Raw genomic sequence first — 16,155 nt, 5'->3', positions numbered from 1 at the left:
CCGCAAATGCGGGCTTCTTTCATTGACCAACCATCAGTCCATTTCAGCGCAGTCTATTTGAGCGACATTTTCGACAGGGTCGCGTCCTTGTCGAGGAAATGGTGTTTGAATGCGCCTACAATATGCACAATGATCAGCGCAATGACCAGATTGGCGCCCAGCTCGTGCAATTCCTCAAACGTGTGACGCACCTCTTTATTATCCACGCCATCAAACACATGCATGCCAAACCAGTTAATGCCAAACTTGCTATTCAGTGACATCAGCAAACCGGTCAATGGAATTGCCACCATCAACAAATACAAAAAATGATGGGTGCCTGTGGCCAGTTTACGTTCCCATGCTTTGTAACTGCTCAGCATGGCCGGAGGGGTATGCGTTACACGCCAGTAGACACGGAAAAGAATCAGGGCAAATAATGTAAGGCCTATCGACTTGTGCAGATTGAAATAGAACATACGCGGACTGCCAGGCTCAGACAATTGCCAGCTGTAGATGCCTAAATCGAACAAATCAAATGCAATCTGCTTGGGACCGTCTTTGGGCAAGTCTGTCATGTACCAGCCAAGACCGATCATGAAGAAAATAGCCAAGGCAATTAACCAGTGCAGAATAATGGCCACCTTGGTATAACGGGTTGTTGCAGTCATGTAGTCTCCTTAAATCCATGTGACGGCTGTCACATTGTGGTATTTTGTATTTTGATTATGATGCATGAATCATTCATGGGGGTGAATCACATGGTATCAAAAATTAAAAGTTTATGCGCTGGCATCATACTCGGCTTTGTATCATTTTGTACGCCTGTCTGCGCCAGTGACTTTGAACTAAGTCAAGTGACAGAAGGCATTTACGTGCATCATGGCCAGCATCTCGATATTGATGAAGGCTACCAAGGGGATATTTGCAATCTGGGCGTCATTATTGGCAAAGATGGGATTGCAGTCATTGATAGCGGTGGCAGCAAACATACCGGTGAACAATTACTGCAGGCGATACGCAAAGTCAGCCCACTGCCTATCCGTTATGTCATCAACACGCATGTGCACCCGGATCACACCTATGGCAATGCTGCGTTCCAGACGGAGCATCCACATTATGTTGGCCATGAAAAGCTGGCCAACACCATGCTGCTCCGCAAGGAGCAATACGAGAAACTGAATACACGCCTGCTGGGTGAAGAGGGTCAGGCAAGCACCACCATTACGCCAGACATGGCTGTTAAACAGGACATTACGCTTGAGCTCGGCGGCCGAAGCCTGCTGCTGCAGGCTCGGTCTGTTGCCCATACACATACTGATTTAACAGTGCTGGACAAACAGACCGACACCTTGTTTGCGGGTGATTTACTATTTGCACAACGGACCCCAGTTGTAGAGGGTGACATCAAGGGGTTGATTGCGGTACTGGAAAGCATCAACCAACAAAAATATGCGTTGATTGTGCCCGGACATGGGCTGGAAAATAAAGACCAGACAGTCATCATAGGCAACGAACTACGCTATCTGAATACATTATTGACGGATATTCGCATCAGCATTCAAAAAGGCATCAGCATGGAAAAAACCATGGACAGTGCCGCCTCGGGAGAACGTGACAAATGGGTGTTGTTTGACATCGCCAACCGTCGCAATGTCAATGTGGTTTACCCGCAACTGGAGTGGGAATAATACACAGTTGACGGCATAGGTTGAGGTATACAAACCCAGCCAGCAAACTCACGCTGCTTATAAAAAACGCTTCGCCAAACTGGCCTGTTGTTTCAGGCCGAGATTTACCAATCTGGGGGCCACACCATTCATCCAGGCAAAAAAGCTTTGCGGCTGGCCGATAAAGATCTCTTGTTTTTCGCGCTCCAGTCCGCGCACAACCTGGCTGGCCACATCGTCCGGACGGTCTATCGCCTGGCCTGAAGCTTTCCACATGGCATTGGTGCGATCATCATTCATGGCTGTGGCGATCGCGCGCGGCGCGACATAAGTGACACCGATAGGCGTATCGGCCAGTTCGCGGCGCAAGGCCTGACTGAATCCATGCACTGCAAACTTGCTGGCACAGTAAGTGGCAAAATGCGGAAAGCCCAGCGAGCCAAAAATAGACCCGATAAACACAAAACGGCCATGCTCACGCTGCTTAAAATAGGCCGCAAAAGCACGACTGATCTGGATAGTGGCCGTCACATTGGTGTGTATCATCTGTGCAATCGCTTCATCCGTCTGTTGCTCAAAAGCAGTAAAATCAATCACACCGGCGTTATTAATCACCATATCCACGGTGCCCACCACTGCAACGGCCTGTTTGACCAGCTGAGTGGCCATGTGTGCCTGAGTCAAATCCACCACGATATAATGCGCTTGCCCACCCTTGGCACTCAAGGCTTGCTGCAAAGCATGCAATTTCTTCGGGTCTCGCCCCACCAGGCATAACACGGCACCTTTGGCCTGTAGTGCATGCGCTAATGCGAGCCCCAGTCCGCCGGTAGCCCCTGTCAAAACAATATGTTGATTGTGTAATTGCATTATCCTGCCCCTTGTATGGTGATCGGCACTTCTATACATTCAACCCATCAAGCGTTTCAACGTAAACTGCCTGCGAGACAAGAAAATATCGCCAGACAATGTTGCTTATGGGTGCCTCTAAAAATTCAAATTACCAAGCTAGCCTTGGCGCGAGTAAAAAATTTTGCGAGCATGCGTTTCACGCATTGCCTGCTTACCCCATTTGATGCCGCATATAGTTGATATGTAAGGAGAAATTTTTTATGAGCAACGCAGTAACGGAATTTGAATTTTTAGAGGTGCCCTTATCAAAATTTAGCCGCACAGATCAATTGTACGTCTCGTCAAATTTTTCCAATCGCGCTGCGTCTGGCTGATGCCTCTTAAGTGTATAGACGCGTCCTATCTTTATTGTGCCATGTCGGCACTTTGATCAGCGAGATGCCGAAATACGTCTGCGTAGAGCCGGTAAAAACGCTTGGCTGCGTGAATAACCTGTTTTTGGTCTTCCAGCTTGGTTACTTGATTCATCAAGCGCTCGTAAAATGATACATGGCTAATGTCGAGCGAACCATGCGAAAGTAAGTAACTGAATGCTTTTTTAGGCAAATCCAGACTGGTCATCAGCGTTTCCCCCGCCTGGGTGGCAACCGCCGTACTGGTGCCTTCCAGTACCAGCACCATGCCAAAGAAACCTACAGGGTTAACCCGGTAAATCATATCGTAGGCATAAGCCACCATGACTTCGGTGGCATGACAGGCAGATGTGTCTTCACGCACGCTGTGACGTACGGCCTCGTTATCGCCGCCACAAGCAGCAATATCATTCAGCACCCACTCCTGATGTCCCATTTCCTCTTCAATGTACTCCCCAATTGCCGTGCGCAACCACTCGTATTCCCCAGACAAACGTCCGCCACAGGCCATCAGTAAGGGGGTGGTATGTTTGACATGATGATAAGCCTGGATTAAAAATGCACGATAAGTTTCCAACGTGATTTTTCCCTGTGCCCCGTGCACAATCAGCGGCAAAGACATCAATGCATCGCGTTCGTCAGCCGTTGCTGCCAATAACTCTTGATAAAAACTCATAATATTTCCTGATAAACCGCCTCAATGGCGGGTTGATAATATTGCCAGATCTGGTCACGCTTGAGACGGCCATTGGCGGTAAGTTGGCTGTTGTGCGGGCTGAATGATGTCTCGGCGATGACCCAATCAGCCACCTGCGCATAATCCGGCAAACCAGCATTAATCTGTGCCACCGCCTGCGCAATCTCGACCGCAGTGGATGTCGCGCGTGGAACCAGTACAGCCACATTAAAGGGTCGCGCCTCTCCAAATACGCAAGCCTGCATAATATGCGGGCTGAACATCAACTCGCTTTCCACCCACTCAGGGGAAACATTGCGCCCAAATGAAGTAATCAATACATTTTTTTTGCGCCCAGACACATACCAAAAGCCGTCCGTATCCTGAAATGCCAGATCGCCAGTGGCAATATAGCCATCGGCATCCGTACTGGCGGGCAGGACGCCCTGCTGACCGTGGGTATAGCCATCATACACAGCTCCTTTGACCCACAACTCGCCAGCCGCATCCAGCTTGAGCTGTACATGAGGCAAGGCTTTACCGATACTGCCCGTCTTGCCTGCCCCGGGGGTATTCAGTGTGACGACTGACGCACACTCAGACAAGCCATAGCCCTCGTACACTGGCAAGCCGAGCGCATGTGCTTCCTCTAGTAATGCAGGTGAAACGCGTGCACCGCCAACCGCCAAAAAGCGCAAGCTGTCTATCACGTGCTGTCCGGTTTGCAACAGCATAACCAACGCACGCAACAACTCCGGAATCAGAATTGCAGTGGTTGACCGGGTTTCGCGTAACCCAGCATACAAGCGCTGGATATCAAATTGACTTCCGGTAAACCCTACCTGATGGCAACTGTAGATGACGACCGTCGCGCCAGATAACAAAGACGCATAAACACCCGCCACATTTTCCAGCAGGGTGGCCAACGGCAATATACAAAAATGCCGGTCATGCTGCGGAGACTGTGTTGCCTGATGTACAGCACTTGCAACCTGCCACATGGCCTGCGCAGGCAAACATACGCCTTTCGGTTGACCGGTGGTGCCAGAAGTATAGGTAATTTTTGCTGCCGCATGCTCGCCGATGGATGAAGAAACACGCAGCAGAGTCAACACTTTCCCAGCCACTTCGCGTTGACTGATGACCTCTGCATGCGGATACAGCAACTCCCAGCTTTGCAAATCATCAGTGACCACCATACCAACACCCGCATCTTGCAAGGCGTGTTGTTTTTGACTGGCAGAAAAAAAGGCCGGGATCGGAATGGCAGGCAAAGACAAAGTCATTGCCGCCAAATCCACCAGCACCCATGCAGGGCTATTATCCATTGCCAAAGCAATAGATGAGCGGGGCATATGTGCGGCCAGCCAATCAGCTACATGCTGCACTTCAATGGGTAACGCCTGATACGAAATAGTCGTCGAGGCCCCCTCTAGCGCAATCACCTCCGGTGTGCGGATAGCGTACTCATATATACGGTCTAGCACCGATGACTCCTATTTTATTTCCGCCTAAGCCTATGGTGCTGCGACACCGCGAATAGCCACAATCTGAGGTACTTTACGATAGTAGCTTCCCCACTTCTGGCGCTCTTCTACAGATAGCCTATCCGGGTTGGCCTCCGCCAAAGGATACAAATCACGCCCGCCTTTAATCAGGCCATTTTGCAAACTGTGGTGCACAGTTGAAACCGCCCATGGCAGATTTAAACTCATGCTGTACTGAATAATATGTGCAATCAGCACACCGGCATTACGTGGGTTGGCAACTGCAAGATTACCAATACAAGTCACTTCGTCACGCAAAATCAAGCGCCCTAACTGACGCGACATCAACTGCTCTACCGGCTCATCAATATACTGTTCAAGAAAAAGCGTTTCATTCGCAGCACTTTGTAAACCAAACGCCGCCATCAACACCCCATTGGCATCACGCAATGCCACCAGTTCAGGCATAAAGTGATGAATCTCGGCGCCGTACACCTGCCGGAATACCGTGGCAATGAACGCTTCCACCTCTGGTCGGCAAGCCGCTGTCAGCCCAATCGCATGCGCAGTAATTTCATTCACTTCATATCGCCTTGTCTGTGCAAACTCTCTCAGCTGGTAAGCCGAGGGGGCTGCATAAAATTCAGTACAGGATTCAGCATTTAGCATGGCGTCACTTTCGTAGACAACAATATGCAAAATGTATTGCAATGCTTGTGCCACAAAATTTAATCATTAACAATCAAATACTTAACAAAAACCACCTCCATACATCCCTGCAATATTTGCAGTGTTTAAATAATTTTATGCCAGCGCATCTGCATTTTATGCAGGGATTTAAAAACCAAGTTCTAAACATACATTGATGAAAATTTAAATTAAATCAATAAAATCATATGGTTATCCTATATATTGCGTAGGTGCAATGAAGTGGCATGCCGCTTGCGATAGACGTGTTCAACGATTGATAACCAACAAACATAACGATACTTTATGCAACAGTTTATTAAGGCTTATGGCCTGTTTTTGATTCTCGGGGGACTCTCGCAGCTGTTACTGTGGGTATTTGGCGCAGCCAGTGGCGAAGGCTTTAAAGACGCAGTCATTATTTCCAGCTTATGGTTAATTCCGCTGTGGTGGTTTCCAACCAGAATTCGAGAACTCAGTGCCGCAATTGCGCTGACAATCTGCATATTGGCGTTACCTGGCTTGGCTTACTTTCTGGTTTACCGGCAAGAGCTTACCCAAAGCTTGATGATGATTCTGTTTGAATCCAATCAAAGTGAATCACAAGAGTATTTGAAGAATTATTTTCAGTGGTGGTTTATACCAATATTCATTTTATACCTGAGCATTCCACTTTGGCTGTGGCAGTCTTTACGCCCCCGGCACCTGGAAAAAAGCAAAGCCATCGCCTACTCCTTGATGACATTGCTGCTGGCATTCGGCTCTCCGCTCAAATACGGGCTAACGGGTGACTGGGGATTGACTGTAAAAAAAATCAACAAGCATCTGGCAGCTATCCCGCCCTTTCAACTATTGCTGGGCTATGTGAACTATCAAACACAACTCGCTGAAGTTGAACATACGCTGCTCACAATGAACGCGATCAAACCACTTGGTCACCTGCGCGAGCAGCCAAAACCTGGTCCGACCACCATTGTGCTTGTCATCGGCGAATCAACCTCCCGCCTGCATATGGGCCTATACGGATACCCTCGGAATACCAATCCGGAACTGTCAAAAATTAAACATGAACTCACGGTATTTGACAATGTGTACTCGCCAAGACCCAACACCATAGAGAGCTTGCAGCAGGTGTTAACTTTCGCAGATCAACTGCATCCCGATGAGTACAAAAGTAAACCATCGCTGGTGGCCATGATGAAACAGGCGGGTTATCACACCATCTGGATTACGAACCAGCAAACATTGACTGGACGAAACACCATGCTGACCTCTTTTGCCAAACAGGCAGACCAGCAGTTTTTCTTGAATTACGAACGTCGCCAGAATGCGTACAGCTTCGATGACAAAGTATTAAATCCCTTTGCAGAAAGTCTGAAAAATCCGCATCAGAAAAAATTTATTGTGGTGCATTTGCTTGGGACGCATATGAAATACAGCTACCGCTACCCGGAAAAATTTAATGTATTTAAAACCTCGCAAGGGCTGCCTCATCCTGCGCTGGAAGAAGAAAAAGTTGCACTGATCAACAGCTATGACAATGCAGTCCGTTACAACGACTGGATTCTGTCGCAGCTCATTTCAAGTTTGAAATCGACACAGCAACATAGCTTACTGGTCTATTTTTCTGATCATGGCGAAGATGTCTACGACACCGCACCCTATCAATTTCAGGGCAGAAATGAAGCCAGTCCAACGTTGCCAATGTACAGCATCCCGTTTATTGTATGGCGCTCCGGAAACTGGTTTAACGCATCAAGGCTCTTAGTTCAGGCTAGGACTCATCAGCAATATGATAACGCCGACTTTATTTATACCATGGCTGAGCTGGCGGGCATTCGTTTCGATGGCTTTCAGCCTGAGGAAAGCCTGGTTAATAGTGCGTTTTGGCAAGACAACATTCTGGTCGGTGATCCACATCTTGGAAAACTGCAGCCATTGGCAGGCACTCAACAATTTACGTTTAACAAGCTGGCAGTATGGAAACCTGGTTACCTGGCCGAACATTGATCTGCCTGTGGGCAGGATGGCTTGTTGCGGCAGCCGTCATTGTCTGGCTGGCCAATGGAACGCATATCGATATTACGCTTGCAGATCAAGCCTTTGACTTTCACCAGCAAAGGTTTCAACTAAAGCACGATTTTTTATTTGAAACTGTCATGCATGCATATGCAAAAAAAATACTGATTGGTTGCTGGCTGATTCTCCTGTTTCTTGCGGTATTGCCCACCACGATCGCAGCACATTTACCTGCAAAACTGCATGGCTATACATTAAGCGCTTACGCATTGCGCTGGATAGTCGGGCTGGCATTGGTAAACAGTAGCCTGGTGGCATGGATGAAACACCTGATGCCACACGCCTGCCCATGGGATATCACCCGTTATGGTGGTCATATTGCCTGGGTCCCGGCTTTTTCATGGCATGCCGCCACTGAAGCGGGGCACTGTTTTCCAGCGGGTCACGCCACCAGTGGCTTATGGCTATCAGCCTTGTGTCTGTTATGGCTGCCACACCATCCACGCAAAGCACTGGCGGTGGCCTTGCTGGGGTTAGCGGCAGGCCTGTTACTGGGCTGGTCACAACAAATGCGTGGCGCCCATTTTCTCTCGCACACATTGAGCTCCGTATGGCTGATGTGCGGACTGTTGCTCTGTGTTTTATCATTTACAAGAAGTCACCCCTCATGCTTTCACGATTTTTGAATCCTGTCCGACAACTCTTTTCTCCGCAAACAAGTCTGATATGGGCAGTAACCCTTTGGCTGATGTTGTTTGGCAACCAGGCATTATTGTCCCGTTTATGGCAGCTATATCCTTTAGGAATGCATCAGACAGGGCTATTGATCAGTCTGGTCTTGTTTTTCACGTTGGCAACGGCGGTCTGGTTATTGCTAATTACACATGGGCGCATGGCACGCTGGTTATTGTCAATCACACTGATCATCAGTGCCGCCGCAGGATTTTATATGCATCAGTACGGCATCATCATTGACACAGTGATGCTGGATAACTTTATACAAACTGACAGTAAGGAAATCGCAGGCCTGTTTTCGTGGGAAATGGTGCTTTATCTCGGACTGTTCGGAATTTTGCCAGCGTTATGGGTGTTTTTTAAAGCACCCTCCAGCTGCTTTGTGCGTGAGCGCTTGTCCAAGCGTGCACTCCATATCGGATTGTTGCTGGCATTAATGGTTGGTTGTGTATTGCCACAGTCTGCGGGCTTTGCCAGCTTTGTGCGCGAACACAAGCTGGTCAGAATGTATGCCAACCCCACGTTTGTGCATTACTCTCTGATCAAATGGGGAACCCAACAGTTTCGCCTACCGGAATCCAGAGTCATTGTCGGCGTTGCCAAAGATGCAAAACGTATTGTGACAGGTGGCAAACATGAGTTGATTATTGTGGTGGTCGGTGAGACTGCACGGTATGACCGCTTTTCACTCAATGGCTATCACAAGTTGACTAATCCTCGCCTAGCGCAAGAGCAGGTTCTCAGCTTTAGTCAAGTCTCGTCATGCGGCACATCAACAGGGGTTTCGGTGCCCTGTATGTTTTCGGCACTGGGGCGCCGTGAATATAGCGAAGACAAAGCCAAACACATGGAAAACGCACTGGATGTGTTGAAAGACCATGGTGTCAACGTGCTGTGGCGGGACAATAACTCCGATTCCAAAGGCGTGGCGATCCGCATGCCCTATGAGGACTATCAAACACCCGCCCGCAATACCGTGTGTGACAGTGGCGAATGTCGCGATGTGGGGATGCTGAAAGGGCTGGAAAAAGTCGTCGCTGGGCATCAAAAGCAGGACATGTTGATTGTGTTGCATCAGATGGGCAATCACGGCCCGGAGTATTACCGACGCTACCCCAAGACCTTTGAGAAGTTCACACCGGCCTGCCACAAAAGCGATTTGTCGCAGTGCAGCCAAGAAGAAATCGACAATGCTTATGACAACGCCATTTTATACACAGATTACTTTTTGAGTCAGGTGATCAGCTTTCTCAAACAATATGATAACAGTCATGAAACTGCCATGTTGTATGTGGCTGACCATGGTGAATCACTCGGCGAACATGGCATTTACTTACATGCTGCGCCTTATGTAATCGCCCCCAAAGAGCAGACCCATGTGCCGGCAATTTTATGGCTAGGTCAGCATTTTGACTACCAACTGTCGCAAATCCGGCCTTATGCAAACTTTCCTTTAAGCCATGACGATCTGTTCTGCACGCTGCTCACGGCGTATGAACTGAAGTCTGAAGTATGTCATGCCGAAGTTGGCTGGCTGATGGCTAATCAGGATGTCAGGGCACAATTGCATTTACCACCATTGGCAACGCGCCACGCACAGCATGTAGAACTTAACATGCCCAATAGCCGCCCGGCAGGCAAGAGCTAATCAAGGATTCAGCGTTTCACAGTGCAACATGGGTGACTCAGTCAGAACTTTACCGTTACTGACCCATAACACTGCGCGGACACGTAAATCGACCTTGCAGGCGTCTACATACCCCACAGCATTCTCGGTATCGGCGACATAACGAAGCATCGCCTCCTCTGACTGCACAGTATAGGGCGGGAGTACGCCGTTAAAATACAACCCGTTCCAATACCCCAATTGTGACTTGGGATGGCTGTGTAACACTTGCTGCGAAAAGCGGACCCGCAGGGGATGCTCCGCAAATAAATTCACTGGATGCAAGGGCTTGCCATGGGCGTTATACAACGTTTTTCTCCAGTAAATCGAGGCCAGATCACCCACTGACACACTAACCGCATTCGCAGATAATGCAGATACAATCACGGCAATAACGGGATCCTCTACAGCCAGTCCTGCGCTCGACCAAACGCAGAACATCGAAACCAGCACACAGCTTCTAAATCTGGAAAACATTAGAACATCACCGCAAATGAAGTTGTAAAACCACGCGGGATATCTTCGTACTCGGCGCTTCCCCCCACAAACTCGAACTTCAGCAGCTGATTGGGTTTCAGTCTTTTAGTCACGCCTAATACCCAGCGTTCTGCATTCTGCTCAGCTGGATAATGCAGGTTCTCCAACCGCGTAATCCAGTACCAGTCATTGCGAATCAGGTACGCACTCTGTAAATACGCGCCACTGCCTGCATCCTTGCCTTGTGAAGTGTTGCGGCTGTATGCCTCTCCGCTGAGCTCCCAGCGGTCAAACTCAAGTAAAAAATCAATGCCAATCAAACGATAGGCCGGTGCTCCGGGGCGATCCTCCTGATAACTGGCGAGATTAAGCCCCAAGGTATTCAGGCCGGCATTTTCACTGGCAAAGTTAAAAATGTTATTGATGGCAAACCGGGCGCCTTTGACATCACGATAGGTGCGCTCATCGCGCTCTTTTCGCTGATCTTTTAACCCCTCGGCATACACCTGATACTCCAGCGAACGCTCTTGCAACGGCACATTCCCAAACAGCATCAATCCGTTCAGCGCAGCCGGAAACAACTCTGTAGTCACCAGTGGACGACTGGCAGTCCAAACCAAAGGAGGTGCATGTAACTGATTCCAGCGTCCGACCGGGCTCAAAAAGCGCCCGACACGCACATTACTTTTTTCACTTAAGCTGTAATCAAGATAAAACCGCTCAAGATCCACATAGCTTTGCTTACTGTGCAAGCCGAGATGGTGGTCATACGAAACAGGATTTTCGAGCTCCAGCTCGCTAAAGAATTTGACGCGTGTGCCCTGATCCCAGGTCACAATCATGCTGATTTCATTCAGTTTAAGTTGTGTCGGCTCTGTACGGGGAATGCGCAGATCAGCACTGCTGTACCCGCCCACTCTGAAGCCCTCCCAGAAGGAAGCATGCTCTTCAGCAAAAAGCGGCTTGCAGAGCACACACAGGCTGATTACACTAACCACGACTCTGAAGAAATTTATGAACATATCCGCATTCCTGATGACAAGACTTGCCATACCCCGTAAACAACATTTTCTCATACTCCATGTCTTTTAAGGCCCCACTCACTATCAGAAAAATGCTTTTAATTGCATTTCTGCTGGCAGGTCTGCTGCCTGCACTGTTGGTCAGCCTATTGAGTTTTTACCAAGCCCGTCAAGCACTTCGCATCGAAATCCAGCACGACTTGCAAACCACGGGTAAAGCAGTCGCCGAGCATATAGACAGAGTCTTGTTTGAGCGCATCCAGAATATAACCAGCTGGAGCCAGCTTGCAATTATGCAAGACATGCAAATCGGAGACATTGATAAAAGGTTGTCCATTTTTCTGGCAGAGACCGGACGAAGCTATGCCGGGCAATATGCAAGTATTGATGTTGTAGACTTGGAATCCAGAGTCATCGCCTCCAGCAAGCCTGCCAATATCGGGCAATTACTGGGCACGCCCCCGGTTTGGATGTCCTTTCAGGAGAATAAGCACCCAATCATCATTTATCACTTAACCAATCAGCAGTTAATGATTTCCGCGCCAGTGATTTCTCAAATCACATTACAGCCACTGGGCCACTTGGTCGCTACCTTTAACTGGCATGTGATTGGCAATATGCTGGATCATGCGGCACAGCACAGCACAGAACTGGCATTGGTTGACAGCAGGGGGCACCTCCTTGCGCAATCAAACAACTGGTCAGATAAAAAACATAGTCTGCACACGCGTGCGCCCCTTGCCAGCACCTTGCCCACCACTGACTGGCAAATCATTCTGAATAAAGATCATGATGTTGCAGTTGCGCCCGTGCACAGACTAGGGTTGATTTTTGTAGTATTGCTGGGCCTCATTCTGGGATTCTCGCTTTTACTGGTGCGACCCATTGGACAAAATATCAGCCGCCCGCTGGAAGCCCTCACGCGCTATGTGCAGCGCTTGCGGCAACCAGATGCCGTCCCTCCCGTTCTGAGCGGGCCGAGTGAGGTTCAGGCGCTTCACCAGGCATTCACCAGGATGACTGAAGAGCTGGCTGAATCAGAACAACAACTCACACAGGCCGCCAAACTGGCCGTCGTGGGTGAAATGGCCGCCGCAATGAGCCACGAAGTGCGCACGCCGTTAGGTATCTTGCGTTCTTCAGCAGATGTTCTGTTACGCGAGCCCCAATTGAGCAGTGACGGCCGTGAGGTATTGGGCTTTATTATTTCGGAAACAGAGCGGCTGAACAAGCTGGTCAGCGCACTGATTGACTCGGCCCGGCCACGCCTGCCCAATAAAATTCCGCTGGAGCTACAATCGCATTTGCAACATGTCACTGCCATGCTGCAAAATCAAGCCGCTTCCAGAAACATCGCGCTTTCCCTGCATGGCGAGAAACCTGTGACCGTGGCAGCCGATCAGGACCAGATGACCCAAGTATTATTAAATCTGTTGATGAATGCCATCCAGATATTGCCCGAAGGCGGTCATATTGATATCCGCTTGTCCACGCATGATAACAATGCACTGATCAGCGTTGCAGACAATGGCCCCGGCGTGCCGTTATCGCAACAGCCTCACTTGTTTGAAGCATTTTTCACCCAGCGGGCCGGTGGCGTCGGTCTAGGCCTGGCGGTAGTTAAACAGATTGTTGAAGCGCATGGTGGTAAAATCAGTTACTGCACCAGCCAATGGCAAGGTGCCCAATTTAACCTTACGTTCCCTTTGAGTTCAGAATAATATGCCACCCCCACAACAGTCCATTCTGGCGGTTGATGATGAACCGCATATGCGGCGACTGCTTGAAATCAGTTTGCGGCAAGCGGGTTATCGCGCGATTTCGGCGGGCAATGGCCGCGAAGCGCTTGAAGTCATTCAGCAGCAACAGATTGACTTGATTGTCAGCGACTTGCACATGCCAGGCATGAATGGCTTGCAGCTGCTCGAATCCATACGCAAGCAATATGAACACCTGCCATTTATCATGGTAACGGCGCAGGGAGAAATCAAAACCGCTGTGGAAGCCATGAAGCTGGGAGCGAGCGACTATATCTTGCGACCCTTCGAACTGGAAACACTGGAAATTGCCATCGAAAAAGCATTAACCGTTAACCGTATCCAGCTTGAAAACTCTTTTTTTAAAGAATCCAGCCAGCCGCTTGCCAGTGGCATCATTGGCGAGAGCCCACCCATGCAGGCGCTAAAACATATGATTCAACAGGTCGCGCCCGAGCGTGCAACTGTTTTTATTGTTGGCGAAACAGGGACAGGCAAAGAGCTGGTTGCCAAGGCGCTGCATGAGGCATCTTCACGCAAGGAGCACTTGTTTGTAGCCGTCAACTGTGCAGCCATTCCAGCAGACATCCTCGAATCAGAGTTATTTGGGCATGAGAAAGGCGCCTTTACCGGCGCAGTCAAAGAACGCATTGGCAAGTTTGAACTGGCCAATGGCGGTACGCTGTTTCTGGATGAAATCACCGAAATGCCAATACAGCTGCAATCCAAACTGTTGCGCGTACTACAGGAAAGCATGGTCGAAAAATTAGGCGGCAATCGACCGATACAACTGGATGTGCGTGTTGTGGCAGCCACCAATCGCGATCCGATGCAAGCCGTCAGGGAAGGCAAGCTGCGCGAAGATTTGTACTACCGCTTGAATGTCATTCAACTGCCTGTCCCTCCTTTGCGCCAGCGTGGTGAGGATGTGAGTTTGCTGGCAGAGTTTTTTCTGAGCAAACGGCCATCGCAGTTAAGTCCAGCGGCCCGCCTGTGTTTGCAGCAATACGCATGGCCAGGCAATGTGCGAGAGTTGGAAAATATTCTGGAACGCGCGGCGATTCTGGCAGGGCAACAAGCGATTCAACCACAACACTTACCGGCGGACATTGCACAAACCCCAGCCATAAAACCGGCAGAAAACGTGGCTCAGACGACTGCAACATCGTTGTCCATCCCGCGCGCCACGGAGGCAATTGAGCGCCGCTTGATTTTACAAGCACTCGACAGTTGCCAAGGCAATAAAACCAAGGCTGCAAAGCTGCTTGAAATCAGTGAGCGCTCACTGTGGAACAAGCTCAATCAATACGAGCTACGCTAACAAGCCGCAGTCAGCTTTACAACCAAAGATAAGCATCCATTGCCAGAATTCCGTAAGTGAGTTCTGGCTGCAAGCGCCGTACCTTGCTCGCACCTGCGGCGCCCAGTGCCACAAATAACGGCATCAGATGGTCCTCGGTCGGGTGCGCACGTGCGCCATGCGCACTCTGCTGACGATAGAATAGCAACTGGTCTACATCTTCTTCAGCAATCGTCTGCCCAACCCAATCAGCAAAAGCCTGCACATATGGCAAAGCAGCGGCGTCGCGTTCCGGGCTGAAAAAATCCCCCAGGTTATGCGTGACGGCACCCGAAGCCAAAATCAGAATATTTTCCGCATGCAAAGGCTGCAAAGCCCGACCTAGCGCACACTGGCTGGCGGTAGATGCACGGCTTTGTATTGACAATTGCGTGACCGGAATTTCAGCCTGCGGATACATCAGTGAGAGCGTCACCCAAGCCCCATGATCCAACCCGCGTGTAGCATGCGTATGCACAGAGATTTGCGCCGCCTGCAAACATTCGACCACACGTGCTGCCAGTAGCGGTGCACCTTTTGCAGCGTACTGAATTTCAAATAACGCCTGCGGAAAGCCGCTAAAATCGTGTATGGTCTCCATCTCCGGCGCTGTACTGACCGTGGGCACCCTCGTATCCCAGTGGGCAGAGACACACAATATTGCATCTGGCTTTGGCATGGTTTTAGCCAGTTCTGCCAACATGACTCCCGTCTGTCCAGGTTCCACAGCCAACATGGGAGCGCCGTGTGATACAAATACTGTGGTCATCAAACCCTCACTTTTAACGTCGATGGTCCAGACTATAGCCGCCAGGACCAAAAGCGACAATGACGAGTAACCCGCCTGCGATAGTAATGTTCTTCAAGAACATGATCAGTTGTACCTGATCGGCCATATTGCTATGAAACATAAATGCGGTAGCCAATGTAAACAATGCAATACACGCCGCAGCAAACTTGGCCTTAAACCCTATCAACAAGGCAATCCCGAGCACAAGCTCCACAAACACGGCCACCGCATAAGCCACTTGCGGCATGGGCGCATTCACGCTCTCGATATAGGCAATGGTGCCAGCCGGATCAGTCACTTTGCCCAAACCACTGATGATAAAAATAGAAGATAACAATACTCGCCCAGCCAAACTGACCCACCGTTGTGACACATTCATACCGAACACTCCTTTTTTGAATTCATTATGTTTACAGCGCACCATCCTGATGAAATTTACTAGTAACGTAATACGGGATGCCCCTGCCTGCGTCGCAAACAAGGTCATTGATGTATCACAAATGTTACTCTGCACCAATTGGCAAATAAATACCAGCCATGATTGACAATTTAAATTAACAGTGTTAACTTAACCTAGTTAATTTAA

Annotated in this window: 15 protein-coding genes; 6 read left to right on the top strand and 9 right to left on the bottom strand. The window is 49.4% G+C overall.

Translation table 11 applies throughout. From position 1 onward, the window contains the following. Positions 1-53: 53 nt before the first annotated feature. Positions 54-650: a cytochrome b gene (locus Q9291_RS01230; protein WP_306388161.1), complete on the bottom strand. Its 597-nt coding sequence runs from the start codon at positions 648-650 to the stop codon at positions 54-56. A 90-nt stretch (positions 651-740) separates the two neighbouring features. Between Q9291_RS01230 and Q9291_RS01225 the strand changes: the two genes are divergently transcribed. Beyond that, complete coding sequence (locus tag Q9291_RS01225) at positions 741-1,670, top strand: quinoprotein relay system zinc metallohydrolase 2 (RefSeq protein ID WP_306388160.1); 930 nt, start codon at positions 741-743, stop codon at positions 1,668-1,670. A gap of 57 nt (positions 1,671-1,727) precedes the next feature. Here the strand turns inward: Q9291_RS01225 and Q9291_RS01220 are convergent, their stop codons facing one another. The 4 genes from Q9291_RS01220 to Q9291_RS01205 all read right to left on the bottom strand — a co-directional run bounded on the left by Q9291_RS01220 (position 1,728) and on the right by Q9291_RS01205 (position 5,800). Next, positions 1,728-2,519, bottom strand: coding sequence for an SDR family oxidoreductase (locus Q9291_RS01220; protein ID WP_306388158.1), 792 nt, complete (start codon positions 2,517-2,519; stop codon positions 1,728-1,730). A 387-nt stretch (positions 2,520-2,906) separates the two neighbouring features. Then, positions 2,907-3,590 carry an iron-containing redox enzyme family protein gene (locus tag Q9291_RS01215; RefSeq protein WP_306388157.1) on the bottom strand — a complete coding sequence of 228 codons (684 nt, stop codon included), beginning with the start codon at positions 3,588-3,590 and terminating at the stop codon, positions 2,907-2,909. After that, entirely contained in the window at positions 3,587-5,077 is a 1,491-nt protein-coding gene (locus Q9291_RS01210) for an AMP-binding protein (RefSeq protein ID WP_306388156.1), read from the bottom strand. Before Q9291_RS01210 ends, Q9291_RS01215 begins: the two co-directional genes overlap by 4 nt. A 30-nt stretch (positions 5,078-5,107) precedes the next feature. After that, entirely contained in the window at positions 5,108-5,800 is a 693-nt protein-coding gene (locus tag Q9291_RS01205) for a thermostable hemolysin (protein ID WP_306388155.1), read from the bottom strand. A gap of 270 nt (positions 5,801-6,070) precedes the next feature. On the opposite strand from Q9291_RS01205, the gene cptA reads away from it, so the two are divergent. From cptA to Q9291_RS01190, 3 genes are read left to right on the top strand one after another with little or no spacing between them, the layout of a single operon-like run. Continuing rightward, positions 6,071-7,774 (top strand): phosphoethanolamine transferase CptA, encoded by a 1,704-nt coding sequence (gene cptA, locus Q9291_RS01200; protein ID WP_306388154.1) that lies wholly within the window; start codon positions 6,071-6,073, stop codon positions 7,772-7,774. Further along, positions 7,744-8,469, top strand: coding sequence for a phosphatase PAP2 family protein (locus Q9291_RS01195; protein WP_306388153.1), 726 nt, complete (start codon positions 7,744-7,746; stop codon positions 8,467-8,469). The genes cptA and Q9291_RS01195 overlap by 31 nt, the downstream gene beginning before the upstream one ends. Then, on the top strand, positions 8,451-10,166 hold the full coding sequence (locus Q9291_RS01190; RefSeq protein WP_370530713.1) for a phosphoethanolamine transferase: 1,716 nt from the start codon (positions 8,451-8,453) through the stop codon (positions 10,164-10,166). Before Q9291_RS01195 ends, Q9291_RS01190 begins: the two co-directional genes overlap by 19 nt. Here the strand turns inward: Q9291_RS01190 and Q9291_RS01185 are convergent, their stop codons facing one another. Together Q9291_RS01185 and Q9291_RS01180 are read right to left on the bottom strand one after the other, a co-directional pair. Then, positions 10,167-10,661 (bottom strand): hypothetical protein, encoded by a 495-nt coding sequence (locus Q9291_RS01185; protein ID WP_306388151.1) that lies wholly within the window; start codon positions 10,659-10,661, stop codon positions 10,167-10,169. Beyond that, on the bottom strand, positions 10,661-11,683 hold the full coding sequence (locus Q9291_RS01180) for a putative porin (RefSeq protein ID WP_306388150.1): 1,023 nt from the start codon (positions 11,681-11,683) through the stop codon (positions 10,661-10,663). Before Q9291_RS01180 ends, Q9291_RS01185 begins: the two co-directional genes overlap by 1 nt. A gap of 92 nt (positions 11,684-11,775) precedes the next feature. Here Q9291_RS01180 and Q9291_RS01175 point away from each other — a divergent pair, with 92 nt between their 5' ends. Further along, complete coding sequence (locus tag Q9291_RS01175; RefSeq protein WP_306388149.1) at positions 11,776-13,404, top strand: sensor histidine kinase; 1,629 nt, start codon at positions 11,776-11,778, stop codon at positions 13,402-13,404. Position 13,405: 1 nt separating this feature from the next. Continuing rightward, positions 13,406-14,761 carry a sigma-54-dependent transcriptional regulator gene (locus tag Q9291_RS01170; protein WP_306388148.1) on the top strand — a complete coding sequence of 452 codons (1,356 nt, stop codon included), beginning with the start codon at positions 13,406-13,408 and terminating at the stop codon, positions 14,759-14,761. A gap of 16 nt (positions 14,762-14,777) precedes the next feature. Here the strand turns inward: Q9291_RS01170 and Q9291_RS01165 are convergent, their stop codons facing one another. After that, a complete protein-coding gene (locus tag Q9291_RS01165) occupies positions 14,778-15,548 on the bottom strand; it encodes a DODA-type extradiol aromatic ring-opening family dioxygenase (protein ID WP_306388147.1) in 771 nt (256 codons plus the stop codon). Positions 15,549-15,561: 13 nt separating this feature from the next. Next, positions 15,562-15,948 (bottom strand): DoxX family protein, encoded by a 387-nt coding sequence (locus Q9291_RS01160; protein ID WP_306388146.1) that lies wholly within the window; start codon positions 15,946-15,948, stop codon positions 15,562-15,564. Positions 15,949-16,155: the final 207 nt, after the last annotated feature.

Source organism: Methylophilus aquaticus (genome assembly GCF_030769565.1).
Taxonomy (GTDB): domain Bacteria; phylum Pseudomonadota; class Gammaproteobacteria; order Burkholderiales; family Methylophilaceae; genus Methylophilus; species Methylophilus aquaticus.
This window is presented reverse-complemented; position numbering and strand designations above follow the sequence as displayed.